This is a genomic window from Candidatus Marimicrobium litorale (genome assembly GCF_026262645.1).
GTDB lineage: Bacteria > Pseudomonadota > Gammaproteobacteria > Pseudomonadales > Halieaceae > Marimicrobium > Marimicrobium litorale.
The window spans coordinates 1750441-1768430 of record NZ_SHNO01000001.1 but is presented as its reverse complement, the minus strand read 5'-3'; the positions used below and the strand labels follow the sequence as shown (position 1 = coordinate 1768430).

17 protein-coding genes are annotated in these 17990 nt (G+C 56.8%); 15 read left to right on the top strand and 2 right to left on the bottom strand.

Features of this window, described 5'->3' with window-relative positions:
- Positions 1-14 precede the first annotated feature (14 nt).
- The gene (locus EYC82_RS07835; RefSeq protein WP_279248985.1) at positions 15-1355 is read right to left on the bottom strand and encodes an acyl-CoA dehydrogenase family protein; all 1341 of its coding nucleotides are present in this window, start codon (positions 1353-1355) and stop codon (positions 15-17) included.
- Positions 1356-1565: 210 nt separating this feature from the next.
- Here EYC82_RS07835 and gspC point away from each other — a divergent pair, with 210 nt between their 5' ends.
- The 15 genes from gspC (at position 1566) to EYC82_RS07760 (ending at position 16677) form a co-directional block, all read left to right on the top strand.
- The gene (gspC, locus tag EYC82_RS07830) at positions 1566-2582 is read left to right on the top strand and encodes a type II secretion system protein GspC (RefSeq protein ID WP_279248984.1); all 1017 of its coding nucleotides are present in this window, start codon (positions 1566-1568) and stop codon (positions 2580-2582) included.
- A 70-nt stretch (positions 2583-2652) separates the two neighbouring features.
- Positions 2653-4653: a type II secretion system secretin GspD gene (gene gspD / locus EYC82_RS07825; protein ID WP_279250665.1), complete on the top strand. Its 2001-nt coding sequence runs from the start codon at positions 2653-2655 to the stop codon at positions 4651-4653.
- Positions 4650-6164 (top strand): type II secretion system ATPase GspE, encoded by a 1515-nt coding sequence (gene gspE / locus EYC82_RS07820; protein WP_279248983.1) that lies wholly within the window; start codon positions 4650-4652, stop codon positions 6162-6164. Before gspD ends, gspE begins: the two co-directional genes overlap by 4 nt.
- 18 nt (positions 6165-6182) lie before the next feature.
- Complete coding sequence (gspF, locus tag EYC82_RS07815) at positions 6183-7403, top strand: type II secretion system inner membrane protein GspF (protein WP_279248982.1); 1221 nt, start codon at positions 6183-6185, stop codon at positions 7401-7403.
- Between the two features lie 3 nt (positions 7404-7406).
- Positions 7407-7841, top strand: coding sequence for a type II secretion system major pseudopilin GspG (gene gspG, locus EYC82_RS07810; RefSeq protein WP_279248981.1), 435 nt, complete (start codon positions 7407-7409; stop codon positions 7839-7841).
- A 72-nt stretch (positions 7842-7913) separates the two neighbouring features.
- Positions 7914-8537, top strand: a complete 624-nt coding sequence (locus EYC82_RS07805) for a prepilin-type N-terminal cleavage/methylation domain-containing protein (RefSeq protein WP_279248980.1) — start codon at positions 7914-7916, stop codon at positions 8535-8537.
- Entirely contained in the window at positions 8537-8974 is a 438-nt protein-coding gene (gspI, locus tag EYC82_RS07800; RefSeq protein ID WP_279248979.1) for a type II secretion system minor pseudopilin GspI, read from the top strand. The genes EYC82_RS07805 and gspI overlap by 1 nt, the downstream gene beginning before the upstream one ends.
- The gene (gspJ, locus tag EYC82_RS07795; RefSeq protein WP_279248978.1) at positions 8971-9627 is read left to right on the top strand and encodes a type II secretion system minor pseudopilin GspJ; all 657 of its coding nucleotides are present in this window, start codon (positions 8971-8973) and stop codon (positions 9625-9627) included. Before gspI ends, gspJ begins: the two co-directional genes overlap by 4 nt.
- Positions 9608-10645 (top strand): type II secretion system minor pseudopilin GspK, encoded by a 1038-nt coding sequence (gene gspK, locus EYC82_RS07790; RefSeq protein WP_279248977.1) that lies wholly within the window; start codon positions 9608-9610, stop codon positions 10643-10645. Before gspJ ends, gspK begins: the two co-directional genes overlap by 20 nt.
- A gap of 51 nt (positions 10646-10696) precedes the next feature.
- Positions 10697-11899 (top strand): type II secretion system protein GspL, encoded by a 1203-nt coding sequence (gene gspL, locus EYC82_RS07785; protein WP_279248976.1) that lies wholly within the window; start codon positions 10697-10699, stop codon positions 11897-11899.
- The gene (gene gspM, locus EYC82_RS07780; RefSeq protein WP_279248975.1) at positions 11896-12369 is read left to right on the top strand and encodes a type II secretion system protein GspM; all 474 of its coding nucleotides are present in this window, start codon (positions 11896-11898) and stop codon (positions 12367-12369) included. The genes gspL and gspM overlap by 4 nt, the downstream gene beginning before the upstream one ends.
- A gap of 1 nt (position 12370) precedes the next feature.
- The gene (locus EYC82_RS07775; RefSeq protein ID WP_279248974.1) at positions 12371-13120 is read left to right on the top strand and encodes a type II secretion system protein N; all 750 of its coding nucleotides are present in this window, start codon (positions 12371-12373) and stop codon (positions 13118-13120) included.
- Between the two features lie 98 nt (positions 13121-13218).
- Positions 13219-13398, top strand: a complete 180-nt coding sequence (locus EYC82_RS07770; RefSeq protein WP_279248973.1) for a rubredoxin — start codon at positions 13219-13221, stop codon at positions 13396-13398.
- A gap of 87 nt (positions 13399-13485) precedes the next feature.
- Positions 13486-15273, top strand: a complete 1788-nt coding sequence (locus EYC82_RS07765; RefSeq protein WP_279248972.1) for an aminopeptidase P family protein — start codon at positions 13486-13488, stop codon at positions 15271-15273.
- 57 nt (positions 15274-15330) lie between these two features.
- The gene (locus tag EYC82_RS07760) at positions 15331-16677 is read left to right on the top strand and encodes a sodium-dependent transporter (RefSeq protein WP_279248971.1); all 1347 of its coding nucleotides are present in this window, start codon (positions 15331-15333) and stop codon (positions 16675-16677) included.
- A gap of 85 nt (positions 16678-16762) precedes the next feature.
- Here EYC82_RS07760 and EYC82_RS07755 read toward each other — a convergent pair whose 3' ends face one another.
- On the bottom strand, positions 16763-17986 hold the full coding sequence (locus EYC82_RS07755; RefSeq protein WP_279248970.1) for an acyl-CoA dehydrogenase family protein: 1224 nt from the start codon (positions 17984-17986) through the stop codon (positions 16763-16765).
- Between the last annotated feature and the right edge of the window lie 4 nt (positions 17987-17990).

Sequence of the window (17990 nt, the reverse complement as noted above, 5' to 3'; positions counted from 1 at the left end):
ACCCGGCCGCATGATCAGCTATTGTCAGTGTTGACTCCCTTGGGTGCCGCTTTGTTCATGTAGCCGAACAGGTAGCCCGCCACTCTGCGCTTTTGTATTTCCTCTGTGCCCTCGGTAATGCGATAGCGGCGATGATGGCGATAAATATGTTCGAAAGGCGTGTGTCGGGAATAACCCATTCCACCATGCACCTGCATGGCCTGGTCGGCCGCGTTACAACACAGGCGATTAGCGACGTAGTTACACATGGAGACTTTGTCTGACACCGAAAAGGCGCCGTAGGTGTCCATTTGCCAAGCCGTCTTATGCACCAGTGCTCGCAGCATTTCCGCTTCTGTTTGTAACTCGACAAGGGGGAACTGGATGCCCTGATTGGTCGATAGCGGTTTGCCGAAAGGCGCACGTTCTGTCGCGTATTGTACCGATTCATTGATGCAGAACTGCGCTGCCCCAAGCGACGAGGCGGCCTGGCGGATACGGTTTTCGTTGAAAAAATGCTGTACCACCTGAAGGGCTTTGCCCTCACCACCGAGAATGCAATCGTGTGGTACCTGCACATCGGTAAAGGACACGCGTCCATGGTCCGTGGGCATGTTGAATGTCCACAACATTTCCTCTACGACCAGTCCCTTACTGTCCCTTGGTACGAGGAACGCGGTGAGACCGCCCGCGTCACCGGCCTTACCTCCCGTGCGGGCTATCAGGAGCACGTGGCTGGCTCTGTGTATGCCTGTGTTCCACGATTTTTCGCCATTAATGGTCCACGTGTTTCCTGACCGGGTCGCGTGAGTTTCCATATGGGTGGCGTCGGAGCCGTGGGCGCTTTCCGTGATCCCTACGGTGAAGTAGCGGCGGCTTTCACTTAGGTCGGTTATCCATTCGCTTTTCTGCTTATCGCTGCCATAGTGGATCATCAGCAACAGGCCGATGTTATTGCCCACAATAGAGTGCTCATTCTGCAAATCGTTGTGCAGGCCGAGGCCGCGGGTAGCAAGGTGCTCGCGGATCACCGCCATTTCCAGATTGCTGCCGTCGCGACCACCGTATTTCACCGGCGAAGCGAAACGGAAATGACCGGCTGTATCTGCCAGGCGCTTGGCCTCCAGCAGCAGGGATTCCCAGTCCTCGGTGGGCAGGCCTCCGTTATCCCAATCGGTGCGAGCGTGCTCCCGGCGATGGTCGAAGAAGCGGTTGTTATCGTCCTTCATCTGCAGTGGCAGGATATCGGATTCGATGAAGGCATCGAGCTCCCCCAGATAGGTCTGCAGGTCTTCAGGGATATCAAAATTCATGATCGTGCGGCTCTCCAGTAGCGGCGCCCGGACGCCATTGGTGGGCCGGGTGGCGTGGGCCATGAGTATAGCCCGTACGAGCTGGTTGGGCGCAATATCCGCAGGCCGCAGGCGTCGAATCCAATAACAGCGGAAAAGTACAATATTACCGGTTCCAGTGTGTCCGCGAGATGGGTGCGAGGAGCGGTTTCAACTTTATCGCGCGCCACCTATAATCGGGGACTATTACGCTGCGGCCTGCTTCGGGCTGGCGGCCTTTTGAGGGAGCCTGCTTTGCCCGTCCAGTGGACACGCAACACGAGTGCAGCATCGGGGCGCCTGGGTCACCTGGTGTCTCCATTGCTGGAACTGTTCTCCCGGCCATCGGGGCAGCGGCGGCTGCGGCGCGGTTTGATGGCGATTTTTCTCCTGTGGGCGGTTTTTGCACTCAGCCGACTGATCTGGGCCCTGGTGCCCATAGCGGAGCCGGTCCCTGAATCGATGCCCGAGGTGATGAATCCGGTGGTCAGCGGCAGTGTGCGGGTCGGCGCAGAGCCCATCGATATCGACCAGGTAGTGGCCTGGCATCTTTTCGGTAAGCCCGGTGCTGCGGTGCCGGTGTCAGCGGCGCCGGTGAAAGTCTTGCAGGACAGCGCCCGAGAGGGAATTGAGAAGGGCGCACGCGAGACTCGGCTCAATGTGGTGCTGCGTGGTATTGTGGCATCGACAGAAGATGGGCTTGGCCGTGCGGTCATCGAGTCGAAAAAGCGCCAGGCCGTCTATGCGGTAGGCGACAAGTTGCCTGTGCCGGGCAGGGTGGAGCTGGCCAAGGTAATGCCTACCCAGGTGGTCATCGATAACGGGGGTACTTATGAGCTGCTGGTACTGTTCGATAAGTCGGTGATCAGCAAGGCCTTAACTGCCGAGCCCAAGCCTAGCCCTGTACCTGCCAACCAGGCGGAAAAACGTGCGGATGCAGACACGACGGAACTCGCGCGCAGTTATCGGGAGCGTCTGTATGAGAATCCCCAATCGCTGTCTAGCGTCGTTAACGTTGTTGCCGTTCGGGATGATGGCAGTCTGCGAGGTTACCGGGTGAACCCGGGCAAGGACAGGGAACAATTTGCCCAGTTGGGGTTCAAAGCAGGAGACATTGTGTTAGCGGTAAACGGCGTCAATCTGGATAACCCGGCAAACACAATGGTGTTGTACACTGGGCTGCGCGACGCCAGTGAGGCGGTATTCGAGATTGAGCGCGGTGGTGAGCAAATAACGCTCAGTGTGAATCTGGACAGCGGGGCGACAGAGTGACAACAGCAAGAAGGATGACGTGTCAGTGACCACCAATTCAAGAGTTCGCCTTTTGCCTGCATTGGCTGTGATGTTTGGTCTTTTGTTCGGTGGGGGTTCGGCGTGGGCGCAAGATTACACGGTTAATCTCAAGGACACCGATATTCAGGAGCTCATCAAGTTCGTGGCTGAGGTGACCGGTGCAACGATTGTGGTAGACCCGGCAGTTAAGGGCAAGGTCAAGGTAGTGTCCACCCGTCCGGTGTCGGCCAGTGAGCTATACGAATTGTTTCTTTCTATCCTCGAGGTGCACGGCTACACAGCCGTGCGGTCGGGCGATGTGGTGCGAGTGATTCCCAGCAAGGACGCGCGCTCATCACCCGTGGCCGTGCGTGATGAGGCAACTGCCACCAGGACTGAGGAGTACATGACCCAGGTGATCCGGTTGGAAAATATTTCTGCGGCCAAGTTAATTCCGGTGCTGCGCCCCCTCGTGCCGCAGCAGGCACACATGGCAGCTTACGCGCCCAGTAACGCCATTATTATTTCCGATGTTGCATCGAACATTGATAAAATTTCCAGCATTATCGATCGTATGGACAAGTCCGCTGTGCAGCAGACGGACATCATCAAATTGCGCTACGCCGTAGCAGACGACGTGGTGAAAATGCTGGATAAATTGAACAAGTCCGAGGCCAAACAGTCTGGCGGGGAGCCCGAGGTATTATTGGTCGCTGATGCTCGCACTAACAGCGTGCTGGTCAGCGGTGATGAGATTGAGCGTGCCCGCTTGCGCAAGCTCATTAACCACCTTGATACGCCGCTGGAGCAGAGTGGTAACGTCAAGGTGATTTATCTGGAGTATGCCGAGGCCACAGAGATAGCGGAGGTACTCACCCGCGTCATGAAGAATATCAGTGATCTGGAGCCAGCAGAGGGCAGCCCCGCTCGGGGACAGTCCGACTCTGCCACCATTGAGGCGGACGAGGGTACCAATGCCCTGATCATCACCGCAGACACTGATGAAATGGCGGCGCTGGAGGCGGTTATTCATCGACTGGACATTCGCAGGGCACAGGTGCTGGTGGAGGCGATTATCGTCGAGATGGAGGTTATCGACGGCCAGGACCTCGGCCTGCAGTGGTTGTTCGCAGATTCTAACGGTTCCTTCGGCAGTAACGTCAATGCCAACGACGCTCGCACCCAAAATTTGGCTAATGCGATTTTTCCCGGACAGGACAACGCCGCGTCCAATCAGGATAACGATTTTAATCTCACCGATGTTGCGGGTGCCCTGGCGGGCACGCCCGGCCTGTCCTTCGGTTGGGGGCAGATTGATGACAGCTTGACCATGGTAGTCATACTCAATGCGCTGAAGGAGAGGCAGAATGCCAACATTCTTTCTACGCCGAGTATTCTTACCCTGGATAATCAGGAAGCGTTTATTACAGTAGGGCAGAACGTACCCTTTGTGACGGGCTCGTTCACCAACACGGGCGGCGCCGGCTCATCGGTAAATCCTTTTCAGACCATTGAGCGGCAGAATGTGGGTATTACGCTTACAGTGACGCCTCATATCAATGAAGGTGACGCGGTGGTGCTGGATATTTCGCAGGAGGTCTCCAGCCTCAGCGGTCTGTCGGTAGCCGCTTCAGACCTGATCACCAACGAGCGCATGATTCAGACAAAGGTCCTGGCGATTGATGGCGAGATCGTCGTACTGGGTGGCCTGATCAAGGATGATGTGCAGGATGCGCAGCAGAAGGTGCCCTTCCTCGGTGACATTCCCTATCTCGGTCGCTTGTTTCGCAGCGACCGTGAGAAAGTGACCAAGCAGAATCTTATGATTTTCCTGCGTCCCACGATTATTCGGGACAACAAGCAACTGGCCGGTGCGACCGCGCAGAAATACAGTTATATTCGCGACCAGCAGGCACTGCGCAAGGCTCAGGGCCTGCTCTACCTCGATGATCAGGATATTCCTGAGCTGCCCGAGTGGGAGTCGCAGATACAGGAGCTGAAAACACTGAGTGCCCAGCAGTCTGGCGCCGACGGTCCCGGTGCTCCCACGCCTCCAGCGGAGACGCCGTGAGCGCGGAACCGCAGGTAGATACGGTGAGCGGGCCCGATCCTGCTCGCACCGGTCTGCCGTTCACTTTTGCCCAACAGCACAACGTATTGCTCGACAGCGCTGAGGACGGCTCTACCTTGGTGGTGTATACCGGTCAGCCCTCCGTGCAAGTGCTGGTTGAATTGCGGCGTTTTGTTGGCATTCCCTTCGATCTCTGCGAGGTCCCTGAAAGCGACTTCAAGCGGCGCCTGACACTGGCCTACCAGCGCACTGACAACGAGGCGGTGCAAATGGCCGAGGACATCGGCTCCGACGCGGATCTGAGTCGCATCGCAGATGCCATACCCGATGCAGGTGACCTGATGGATGCGGAAGACGACGCGCCCATTATTCGCCTGATCAACGCCATCCTGTCGCAAGCCGTGCGGGAGCAGGCCTCGGATATACACGTCGAGACGTTCGAGGATCGGCTCAGTGTGCGTTACCGCGTAGACGGTGTTCTCTCGGAGGTGCTTTCACCCAAGCGCATGCTGGCGCCTTTGCTGGTATCTCGTCTGAAGGTGATGGCGAGACTGGATATTGCGGAAAAACGGGTGCCACAGGACGGTCGTATCTCGGTGAAAATTGCCGGGCACGCTGTGGATATTCGTATGTCTACCATTCCCTCCGCGCACGGAGAGCGGGTGGTGTTGCGCTTGCTCGATACGGCCGCCGGCCAGCTTCAGCTGCAGCAATTGGCGATGAATGAGCAGGTGCTGGGTGCCTACAAAAAGCACCTTCACAGTCCCCACGGTATCATTCTGGTGACGGGCCCTACCGGCTCCGGTAAAACCACCACGCTTTATGCGGGGCTGGGGGAAATCAACGAATCCTCGCGCAATATATTGACCATTGAGGATCCGGTGGAGTACATGTTGCCTGGTATTGGCCAGACCCAGGTGAACCCGAAAGTGGACATGACGTTTGCCCGAGGACTGCGCGCTATCTTGCGGCAGGATCCTGATGTCGTCATGGTTGGCGAAATCCGGGATATTGAGACGGCTGAAATTGCCGTGCAGGCCTCGCTCACAGGTCACCTTGTTCTGTCGACGCTGCATACCAATACCGCGATTGGCGCAATAACCCGTCTCAAAGACATGGGAATTGAGCCGTTCCTGCTGTCTTCCAGTCTGGTCGCCGTCATGTCCCAGCGTCTCGTGCGTCTACTTTGTAGTGATTGCAAAGAAGAGGCCGAGCCCACCGTGGCGGAGCGACAGCAGCTGCATCTGGACGAGAAAGAGCAGGTGAATATTTTTCACGCTACCGGCTGTGAGGCATGCAAGTACACCGGTTATCGAGGCCGTACCGGCATCTATGAGTTGATTGAAATTGACGATGCAATGCGCCAGCTAATTTATGAGAGCGCGAATGAGCAGGATGTGCTCAAGGTCGCACGTCAACACTATCCGGGTATCGAAAATGATGGCCGACGCCGCATCGTGGCAGGTGAAACCAGCATTGAAGAGGTCATGCGCGTGACCTCCATTGTCTGACCGGCGGCGAACTAAGCCATGACCGCTTATCGTTACCGGGCGCTCAACGCCGACGGCAAATTGGTAAAAGGTGTATTGGAGGGAGACTCCGAGCGTCAGATCCGCGGGCAATTGCGCGGCAAAGAATTACGACCCGTCGAAGTTGCCGAAGCCAATCGCGCCGAGGGCAACAAGGACCGCTTTAACCTCTCGGTCTATTTTTCCCGGATCAGCGTTGGTGACCTGGCGCTGATCACGCGCCAGCTTGCCACGCTGGTCGAGGCCAATTTGCCGCTGGACGAGGCCCTGCAGGCGACGGCGGAACAAAGCCGCAGTCCGCGTATTAAGGGCATGTTGTTACAGGTACGTTCGCGGGTCGCCGAGGGGCACACACTGGCCTATGGCATGGGAGAGTTCCCACGTGTATTCGATGAAATGTATTGTGCGATGGTGACCGCCGGAGAACACGCCGGCTATCTTGGCCCGGTGCTTGAGAATCTGGCGGACTATACCGAACAGCGGCAGTTCACCGGCCAGAAACTCAAAATGGCTATGATTTACCCCTTTATACTGGTCGGCGTGGCGGTCGCAGTGATTTTTTTGCTGATGGTATTCGTGGTGCCGGAACTGGTCGGTATTTTTGCGCATAGCGATCGTGATTTACCGGTGCTGACCAAGGGTTTGATTGTGGCCAGTGATTTTTCGCAGCAGTACGGGCTATGGGTGGTGTTGGGCGCAGTGACGTTTACCGTTTTGTTTCGACGCTTTCTGCGTCCGCCCCAGCGTCGCAAGCGCTGGCACCGACTGTTGCTGCGGATACCGGGTTTATCTCGATTGCTCATCGTAATGGACACGGCGCGTTTCGCCTCGACACTGAGTATACTGATGGCCAGCGGAGTGCCTCTGTTGGAGTCATTGCGAATTTCTGGACAGGTGATGGTCAACCTGGTGTTACGCGATGACAGCGAGGAGGTGGCAGAGCACGTGCAAGAGGGGAGTAGCCTGAACAGGGCTCTGCGAGAAAGTGGCCGTTTTCCACCCATGATGGTGCATATGGTGGCCAGCGGTGAGACCAGTGGTGAACTCGAGACCATGCTGGAGCGCTCAGCGACCAATCAGGAGCGCGAGCTGGAGATGACACTGGGCACCTTGATGAGTCTGTTCGAGCCCCTGATGGTGGTGTTTATGGGTGGTATGGTACTGACGATTGTGCTCGCCATCCTGCTGCCCATATTCGATTTAAATACAATGGTGAATTAAGCAATGAATGCGAAGCGAAATACAGGTTTTTCACTGGTTGAGATACTGGTGGTGCTGGTCATTATGGGGTTGCTGATCAGCGTGGTCGCGCCCACCGTGTTGAACCGTGCAGATGAGGCGCGTGTGCAAAAGGCGCGGGCTGATTTCAACGCAATTGAAACAGCCCTCAAAATTTATCGTCTGGATAATTATGTGTATCCGACGACAGAGCAGGGCCTCGAGGCCCTCGTGGAGGCCAGCACACTGGATCCCGAACCGCGCAATTTCAAGCAGGGTGGCTACCTGGAGCAACTTCCCTTTGACCCCTGGGGTCGCCCCTATCTCTATCTGAGTCCCGGAGAAAATGGCGCGGTAGATATTTATACGCTGGGTGCCGATGGTCTGTCGGGCGGTGAGGGACAGAATGCCGATATCGGTAACTGGAAAAGTAAGGAATAACATGCCTTGGGCTCGTGCCCTGTGTCTATTGCTGTTTGGCAGTTGGCTACCCGCTGGCATCTGCAATTGCCGATGAAGATAACACAAGGCCAGCCTCACAGCGACGCCTTGTCACGTTGTGGTGTTGTCCCTGTCGTTTTCCGCCACCGGGGTTTCAGTCTGCTGGAGCTGCTCGTTGCCCTGTTCGTTATCGTATTGATTACCTCCATGGTCAGCTTTAATTTTACCTCCGGCGGACAGGAGATCGAGCTGGAGTCCCGAGTGCGCAACCTGGCAAGTGTTGGTGCGTATGCCCTGGATGAAGCACAGATGTCGGGTGTCGATTACGGATTGTTACTCGAAGAACGTCTGGAGGGGAGGGAGGTCATTTACCGCTATCAGTGGCTGGAGCGCGCTCTGGATGGCTGGCAAACGCCTGCCAGCGGCAAAGACCTGTTCGAGACTCAGGCTATGGCCCCGGGTATTTCTCTGCAGCTTGAACTGGAGGACGCTCCGCTGGTGGAGTTGTCACTGGAGGACGAGGGCAGCGATATAGTGGCTCCGCAAGTTGTTTTTTATGCCAGTGGCGAGACAACGGTGGGGGCTATTGATGTGGTGCGGACCGATGACGGTGAATTGTTGTGGCGTATCGAGTGGGACCTGTTGGGACGGTTTGAGGTGATGCGCCGCGGCAGACCGGACGACGAGGATCTCTAGTGAACAGCAGAGGATTCACACTGGTGGAGGTAATGGTAGCGCTCGCCATTGTGGCTATCGCATTGCCCGCTGTGTTGATGGCGCTGTCGCAGCAGATGAACGATACCGCGTACCTGCGCGACAAGACCATTGCACAGATGGTAGCCGCCAATAAGCTCAATGAAATGCGGCTGGTGATTGGGGCTAGCGGCAATCTGGTCGCAGGGAAAGATAACGGCGTATCGCCTATGGCCGGTCGCGATTGGCGTTGGTGGCAAGAGACCAAGGCCACGCCTATGGATAAGTTCTATCGTATCGAAATCAATGTCGCCCCCGAGGGAGAACAGGACGATGATCCTGTTTACACGCTGACCGCATTTATGACCAGTGACCTTGAAACTGACGTGGAGGAATTACCGTCGCAGGAGGGTGACCAACCCCCGTTGGAGGCGTCGTGATACCGCGCAGGGCGACCGCCGGTTTTACGCTTGTAGAGGTGCTGATTGCGCTTGGTATAACGGCGTTTGTTTCGGTGATCGCCTATACCAGTCTCTCCGCCGTCTTGAGCGGCGCCGAACGATTGCGTGATAACACTGACCGCTCTTATGAAATCAACCGTGCCTTCATGATCCTCTCTCGCGACTTACGCCAGTTCGTTGATCGTCCTGTTCGGGATGAATTCGGCGAACGTGAACCGGGCTTGACTGGCGGGCTGCTTGCCCGGTTTCCCCTGAGTTTTACCCGCGCCGGCTGGCACAACCCGAATGGCTATCCACGCAGCAACTTGCAGCGGGTGAACTACCGCCTCGAAGACGACGCGCTGTGGCGGGATAGCTACACGGTGCTGGACCGCGCCGCAAGCACCGAGCCGACCAGTGTGCTGCTACTGGAGGGTGTAGACGAGATGCAACTGCGTTTTATGGCAGGGTTGGATCAGTTGCAGGTGAGCAATCGCGGGTTGAGCATAGATACCTCCGATTGGATCGAGAACTGGGTGGCCGATACGAGCGCGCCCAATGCCAGCCTTGCGCCACCTACCGCCGTAGAAATCATACTGCAGTTGGACGACTGGGAAGAGATCAGGCGATTGTATGCATTACCTCCGCTTTAGAGACCGACAAGCGCGCAATGATCGGCAGCGCCAGGGTGGCGCCGCGTTGATAGTCGCCATGCTGATTTTTGCATTAGCGGCGGCGCTGGCTGTTGCCATGAAAAGCGAGTTCAATCGTTATTACCAAAGGAGCGCCAACATACTGTCCGACGCGCAGGTGCAGGCCTATCTGCGTGCTGGTGAGGAACTGGCGGGCATGGTCCTGAAAACGGACTACGATCAGGACAAGCAGGACGAAATTCCCAGAGATGATCTCACGGAGATCTGGAATAGCGACGAGGTCAAACAGCCGATGCCTCTGGAGGGTATTGGCTGGATCAGGGGAGAATTACAAGATCTGCAGGGACTTTTCAACCTGAACCTGTTAGCGGAAAGAATTGCAATACAGCCAGGACAGCCGCGTAAATTCACGCCCCAGCAACAGCAGTTTATCCGCCTGTTGCAGGCCCTCGGTGAGCCGGCCCTGAGCCAGCAAGAAGCGATTGTTATTGTTGACGCGATCAGTGATTGGCTGGATGAAGATCAGGAGCCTGCCCTCAATGGGGCCGAGGATAACTATTATTCGGGTTTAACGCCCGCGTATCGCCCACCTAATCGCAGCCTGACGAGTGTCAGTGAACTGCGTGCCGTAGCCAATATGACGCCGGAAATTTATGCTGCATTGGCCCCATGGGTAGCCGCGCTGCCCGAAGACACCCAGTTGAACATTCACACAGCCCCTCCGACGGTGCTGCGCAGTATTAATGAAGATGACAATCTGAATCCGCTGACGGAAGAAGAGGGAGAGGCGTTGCGCAGCAGCGAGTACCAGGATAAGAAAGCATTTTTGGAAAGCCCGGTATTTGCGGGCAAGAAAGCGAAGATGGAGGGAGCAAGCGCACTACTGGGCGAAAGCAGCTCCTATTTCCTGCTGTCGGCAACGGCGAAGGTTGCCGACAGGGAAATGCGCTTGTACAGTGTGTTGCAGCGGCGAGCTCGCGTGGTCGGATCGCTTTCCAGAGCCAACGGCAGCCTTTAAATCATTGTCTTACATCGGCCGAATGAGACATATCCGGGGAACAGCAACGTTTTGCGAGACACGACTATAGTACGACTGGTCGGCGACCGCCTGGCATGGTACCCCCCCGGTGCCGGGACAGAGCCACGCTGGCTGGATAATGAGGGGGTGCTTGAGCAACTGGCAGCGGCCCTTTCACAGCGTCGTATCCGTGCCTGTTTCGCGGTGCCGGGAGAGGACGCCCGCCTGTTGACGGTGCCGGTCGCCCCGGAGGAAAAAAAACACCTCAGCCGGTCACTGCCGTTTTCGCTTGAAGAGCAGGTCGCGACTGATGTGGAGGACCTGCATTTTGCCTATTGCCCGCTGAGTGATACAGAGTACGGCGTTGCGATTGTTGCGCACGAGCAAATGGCCGCGTGGCAGACGATTATCGAGTCGCTGCCGGACATGGCCGCGTGGTTACCTGAGCCCCTCTTGCTGCCATGGCAGACGGGCGAATGGTGTCTCGCGGTAGAGGATGCCAAGGTGATCGCGCGTACCGGACAGTGCGACGGTTTCACACTGGAGCCGGCCATGGTTGATCCCGTATTGCAGGGTGTACTGCGTGATTCGAATCACCCCCAGGCCATTGTGGTTTACGGGACTGACCAGGATGCGGATATTGCCCTGGTGCCTGTTGAATTCAGAGACAGGGTGCAGTGGCGACAGGGAGGTCTTTGTGCCGCCCTGATGCTCAGCGAGTCTGTGGAACCCAATCTCAATCTTTTGCAGGGACACTATGCGCCCCGCCTGCCATTGGGGCTATGGTGGCGTCAGTGGCGCCTTGTCGCGATGGCTTTTGCTGCGGCTTTCATCCTGCAAGTCTCGGCGACCTATGCGGAATATCGAGGCCTGTCGCAACAAAATCTTGCCATGCGTAGTGCCATGGAGACGAGCTATCGCAGCGCCTTTCCCCGCGGAGCGGTGGTCGACGTGGAAAAGCAGCTGCGCCGTCAGCTTGATTCCATGGGCGGGTCAGGTGAGGGTAGTGGATTTGTGCGGCTGCTGAATACGGTCGGCGCGGCGGTTAATGCGTTGCCCGGCACAACAATTACGACCGTTAATTACAACGACAAGAGCGATGAGATGCGTCTCAATATCGGAGCGCGAGATTTTGATGCGGTGGAAAAGCTGCGCAGTCGTATCAACGACGCGGGTCTTGAGGCGGTCATGGAGAGCAGTAATACACGCGGCGACCGGGTCAGTGCCCGCTTGCGAGTCAAGGACCGATCATGAAAGAGTGGTTCTCACAGCTAGCGCAGAGAGAGCAGCTGAGTCTGCTGGTGCTGGTGGGCGTTGTGCTGATCTACCTACTATATAGTTTGGCGTGGGCGCCGCTGGACAATCGACGGGAGGTGCTGATCGTTCAAAATGAGGCGGTTGCGGAATCCCGTGTCCGTGTGGACGCGATGGTGTCGCAAATTATGCAGTTGCGCAAGAGCGGAGCCCAGCCGGGTACGCGGCGCAATCTCACGTCGGTCATCAACGAATCTACCACTCGGTTCAAGCTGCCAGTTATCCGCATGCAACCGAATCGGCAGGGAGAAATTCAGGTACGCCTTGAGAATGCGGATTTCGGTGCGATGATGCAGTGGCTGCATGAGATGGAAAACGGCACGGGATTATTGGTACGCGAGCTCTCCCTGACTCAGGCCGGAACGTCGGGTTTAGTCAATGTCACCGTAAAAATAGCCGAGGCGGGATAGTATGAAAATCCCCCGCTTGCTCTGGGCAGCCAGTCTGGCCCTCGTCTTATTTGTACTGCTGCTGGTGTCTGTTCCCGCGCGCCTTTTGAACTATGTGGTGCCTGTCGACCAGCTGATGATGAGTGGATTGAGTGGCACCCTCTGGAATGGCCATGCATCGGCGGTACGTTTGCGACTACCGCAGGGCTATTGGCATCTCGGTTCCGTTAGTTGGACCCTTGAGCCCCTCTCCCTTCTGCTGTTTGCGCCGCGTATTAATGTGCGTAGCGACTGGGGCAACCAGACATTTTCCGGTGATCTGTTACTCAGGGGGAAAAGCGATCTGGAGGTTTACGATTTCGAAGGGCAGATTGCCGCCGGTGTGTTGCGCCACTTCGCCCCCGTTGCTCTCGATGGGCTCTTTAAACTGCAGCTCTCAGAACTCACATTGATCAATGGTCTGCCTGCCAGTGCCCAGGGCAGACTAGTTTGGCAGGATGGCGCTTGGCAATCACCGCGTGGCCTTGTGCCTCTGGGTAGTTATGCGCTTGAGTTACAGCAGCTCGATGGTGAACCCCTGCGCGGTGAAATTGTTACCCTTGCAGGATCGCTTGAGGCCAGCGGGGGAGTGGCGTTGGATGACAGGCGCTACTCGTTGAACATTCTGATGCGCAGTGAAGATGAACTGGAACCCCAGATGCAGGAAATGCTGGGATTGATCGCTACCCCGGAAGGTGAGAAATACCGGATTAGCGTTGACGGCAACTTTTAGGCCGGCTCTGGTATAGTTCTGCTGACCAACAGAACCGTCCCGTTGTGGGCTGTGCCGTATAATGCGGCGCACAAAACAAGCAGATGAGAGATCGTTAAATGAGTGATTCTGATTTCAAGAAATATGAATGTGTGATTTGCGGCTTTATTTATGATGAAGCCGAGGGACTGCCTGATGATGGTATTGCTGCGGGAACAAAATGGCAGGATATACCTGAGGATTGGGAATGTCCGGATTGTGGTATTTCCAAAGACGATTTTGATCTCTACGAGGGATAGGCCTTCGTGCCTGCGCGGCACTCGGCTGTCGTGCCCCGGTCTGGTGCCTGCGACTAACCGCTCTTTCACTCAATCCCCAGGCGCGCGATGATGCGCATCGCTGATCGTCTCGGTGCCGTTCGTGGACGGCTGGCGCAGTGCGGCTACGACGCCTGTCTGGTGCCCCGTTCCGATGAATACCTTGGCGAGTATATACCTGAGCGCAACGAGCGCCTGCGCTGGCTCAGCGGCTTCAGCGGTTCGGCGGGACTCGCGGTTGTGCTGCGAGACACTGCAGCGATTTTTGTCGATGGGCGTTACACGGTACAGGTAGGTTCAGAGGTTCCGTCGGATCTGTTTGAGTATCATCACCTATTGGATGAGCCTCTGGCTGATTGGCTGGCATCGGTGCTTCCGGCCAAGAGCCGTGTCGCCTGTGATCCGCGCCTGCACAGTCTGCAGTGGTTCAGGGCCGCGCAGAAAACGCTGGCGGAGGCGAAGGTAGACCTGGTGGCGGATACAGACAACCCTGTTGATCGCTGCTGGGCAGACCGTCCTGCTGTAGTCGCCAAACCGGCTCTTTTGCTGGGGGATAGCCTGACCGGTGAGTCCAGCCTGTCCAAGCGGCAGCGCATCGCAGCCATGCTTGTGAAGCGCGGTTGCGATGCCGCACTTTTGTTCGCGCCGGATTCGATTAGTTGGTTACTCAACATCCGCGGTATGGATATGCCTCAACTCCCCGTGGTGCAGAGCCTGGCGATGCTGGCTGCGGACGGGTCAATCACTCTGCTTGTTGACGCCCGACGCTTGCCGCCAGGTTTCCCTGAACATGCAGGGGAGGGTGTGCGGGTGGTGCCGGAGGAACACGTTGTCGAGGTGTTTGCTGCTTACTCTGGCCTACGTGTGCTCGCAGACGCTGGCGCTGCCAGTGCCTGGGTGCAACTGTCTCTGGCAAATGCCGGTGCGATACTGGTTGACGGGGCGGATCCGGTGCAATTACCCAAGGCGAGAAAAAACGCGGTAGAGAGTGAGGGTAGTCGCAGTGCGCATAGGCGCGATGCCGTCGCAGAGATTCGTTTTCTCGCCTGGCTGGATGCTGAGGTCGCGGCCGGACGCCTGCACGACGAGGCAACGCTTGCCGAGCGACTTTACCGGGAACGAGCGCAGGGCGAGAGATTTCACGCCTGCTCTTTTGACACGATATCTGCGGCCGGTGCGAATGCCGCCATGTGCCATTACAACCACCTCAATGGAAAACCAGCTGCTCTTCCCATTGACAGCGTCTACCTGGTGGATAGCGGAGGGCAGTATCTCGACGGTACTACCGATATTACTCGCACCGTGGCGATCGGTAAGCCCGATGCGGAAATCTGCCGTCTGTTTACTCTGGTGTTGAAAGGGCATATCGCGCTGGCCCGTGTCCGCTTCCCGCGTGGAACAACCGGTACACAACTGGATGGGTTTGCGCGGCAGTTCTTGTGGCGTGAAGGACTTGATTACGACCACGGCACGGGGCACGGGGTCGGTGTATTCCTCAGTGTGCATGAAGGCCCTCAGCGAATATCCAAGGCAGTAAGTACTGTACCCCTGCTGCCGGGTATGATCGTGAGCAATGAGCCTGGCTATTACCGTGACGGCGCCTTTGGAATGCGTTGTGAAAACCTACAGATCGTGCGTGAGTTAGACTCCGCCACGGGTGACGGGGGCATGCTGGAGTTTGAGACTCTGAGCCTGGTTCCTTTCGATACCCGCTTACTGGTGATTGAGCTTCTCGACGCTACCGAGATCGCCTGGCTCAACGACTATCACCAGCGAGTGATGGATGAGATAGGTCCGCTGCTGGCCGGGTCGGAGCGTGACTGGTTGTTGGAGACGACACAGCCCTTGGACACCTGAACCCGCTTGTGAATTTCGGTAGACTGGCGCTTACAACAGCAATAACGGGAGAGTTACATGGCAGCGTCTGGCGCGCACTGGTCTTCTCGCTTCGCTTTTCTCATGGCCACGGTCGGATTCGCGGTAGGCCTCGGCAATATTTGGCGTTTTCCCTACGTCGCGGGTGAGAACGGGGGTTCTGCTTTTATCCTGATCTACCTGCTGTGTGCGTTTGGCATCGGCATGCCTATTTTGATGTCAGAATTACTGATCGGAAGGCGTGGGCAGGGTTGTCCCTCTACGTCTATGGCGCGTGTGGCCGGCGAAAGTGGACGCTCTAATCACTGGCGCGGTGTCGGCAGCATGGGTCTGATAGCCGCATTTGTGATTGAAATTATTTATGCCGGCATTGTGGGATGGGTGCTGTGGTATTTGTACAAGGCACTGATGACTGGCTTTGCCGGTGTGACAGCTGAATCCGCTGCTGTCGAATTCGACGCTGTGTTAGCGAGTACGGCAGGCATGCTGTTCTGGACACTGGTGGGTCTGGCTATCACCGGGGTCATCATTTATGCGGGTGTACGCAAGGGTATCGAGCGCGCTGTGGTGGTGATGATGCCCACGATGATACTCCTTCTTGTTGGCCTCGCCTGCTACAACGTGTTTGCAGGCGGCATGGAAGAAGCGCTGGTTTGGCTGCTCACCCCGGATTTTAGCAAGGTGAATGCGGGCACAGTGCTGGCAGCCATCACGCAGGCCTTCTTCTCTATCGGTGTAGCGATGGGGGGTATGATGACCTACGGTTCCTACCTGCCGCGCTCCATTTCCATTGGCCGCTCCGCCCTGATTATCGTTGCAGCGGATACGGCTATTGCCCTGTTGGCCGGGCTGGTGATTTTCCCCGCCGTTTTCAATAATGGCCTTGATCCCGCTGCAGGCACCGGGCTGATTTTTCAGACCCTGCCTGTTGCCTTTGCTCAGATGCCGGCAGGCCACCTGTTTGGTGTATTGTTTTTTCTCATGCTTTCTGTAGCGGGTATTACGTCCATGGTGGGTCTGGTGGAGTCAGTAAACACCTGGGTAGAGGAGCGCTACGGTGTGACGCGTCACAAGAGTGCTCTGCTCGTCACGGGAGCCCTCGCGATTTGCTGTCTCCTCAGCCTGATGTCGTATAACGTGATGAGTGATGTCACCGTGTTGGGGATGAACTTTAATGGCCTTCTCGAACATGTGTATGAGAAGTTGTTGCTGCCCATTGGCGGCTTGCTCATTGCAGTTTTTGTGGGCTGGGCCATGTCAAAAGAGCAATCGCGAGATGAATTGTCCCCCATGAGCTCTGCGGGGTGGGCCGTGTGGTACAACCTGCTGCGCTATGCGGTACCGCCAGCCATTCTGGTTGTGTTGTATATGGGGCTGATGGGCTAACCGCTCAACGATGGCGCTGCGACTTGCTGCGAGTGTCACAGAGCTTGAAGGCCACCGTAAAAGACTGTGCGCCCGGTGTTGTTACCTAGCTCGGTCCGGTTGGAATATCCTGGAAAGCGATACCCTTGTCAGCCCGCGGTTCCTGCGGCAAGCCGAGCACCTGCTCGGCCAAAATATTGCGCATGACTTCGTCAGTGCCGCCGGCCAGACGCACGCCAGGCGAGAACAAGACCTGCTCCTCGAAGTGCGCCCGCTCGGGACTGATTTCCGGATCCAGTATGATGCCCGCTGGCCCGAATAACTGGCAGGTGAAGTTGGCGATCTCCTGATTCATTACAGCACCTACCAGTTTTCCCATAGAGGCTTCGGCGCCTGCGATACCGCCCTTTGCCACCGCCGTTAGCATCCGCTTGTAAAGCGCTTGCAGGCCGGCGTATTGACTGTACCAGCTGGCCAGGCGATCGCGCACGATCGGATCATTCGCAATCGGCTCCCCGTCCAGCTCCAGTGATTTTACGAGATCCAGAAACTGGGGAAAACCGGTCGGCTGTACGCCACTAATGGCGAGTCTTTCACTCATCAGAATGGTGAGTGCGCCTGTCCAGCCGCCGCCCACGTCACCCAGGCGATAGCTGTCCGGCACAACGGCATCGTGGAAAAATACCTCGTTGAAGTGCTGCCCACCATCCATTTGTTTGATCGGGCGCACCTCTACGCCGGGTTGTCGCATATCGATCATAAAGAGCGTGAGACCGCGGTACTTGGAGACCGTTGGATCGGTGCGGGTGAGCACTACACCGTAGTCGGAGTATTGCGCGCCCGAGGTCCAGATCTTCTGGCCATTTAGCGTCCAATCATCACCATTCTTTTCGGCACGGGTACGCAATCCCGCCACGTCCGAACCAGCGCTGGGTTCGCTAAACAGCTGGCACCAGACATCTTCGGCGCTGGCCATACGGGGCAGTAGTTCGCGTTTTTGTTCTTCCTCCGCGAAATGCAGGATCGCAGGGCCACAGTTACCTATGCCAATGACGAAGTGCGCATCGCGCGTTTTAAAATGCTCTACCTCCTGGGTCCAGACTACCTCGTGCAGCGGTGTCAGGCCGGCGCCGCCGTAGTCCTTGGGCCACGTGAGGCAAGCATAGCCGGCGTCGGCTTTTTTCTTGTACCAGGCTTTGGCTTCCTGAAAGGCTTGCTCTCCTTCCATGCCCATATGCAGTTTGTCGGTCCGACGTTCGGCATTCGCGTCAAGCCAGGTTTTGACGTCTTGCCGAAAACTGGCCAAGTCGGGGGTATCGTTGAAATCCATATTG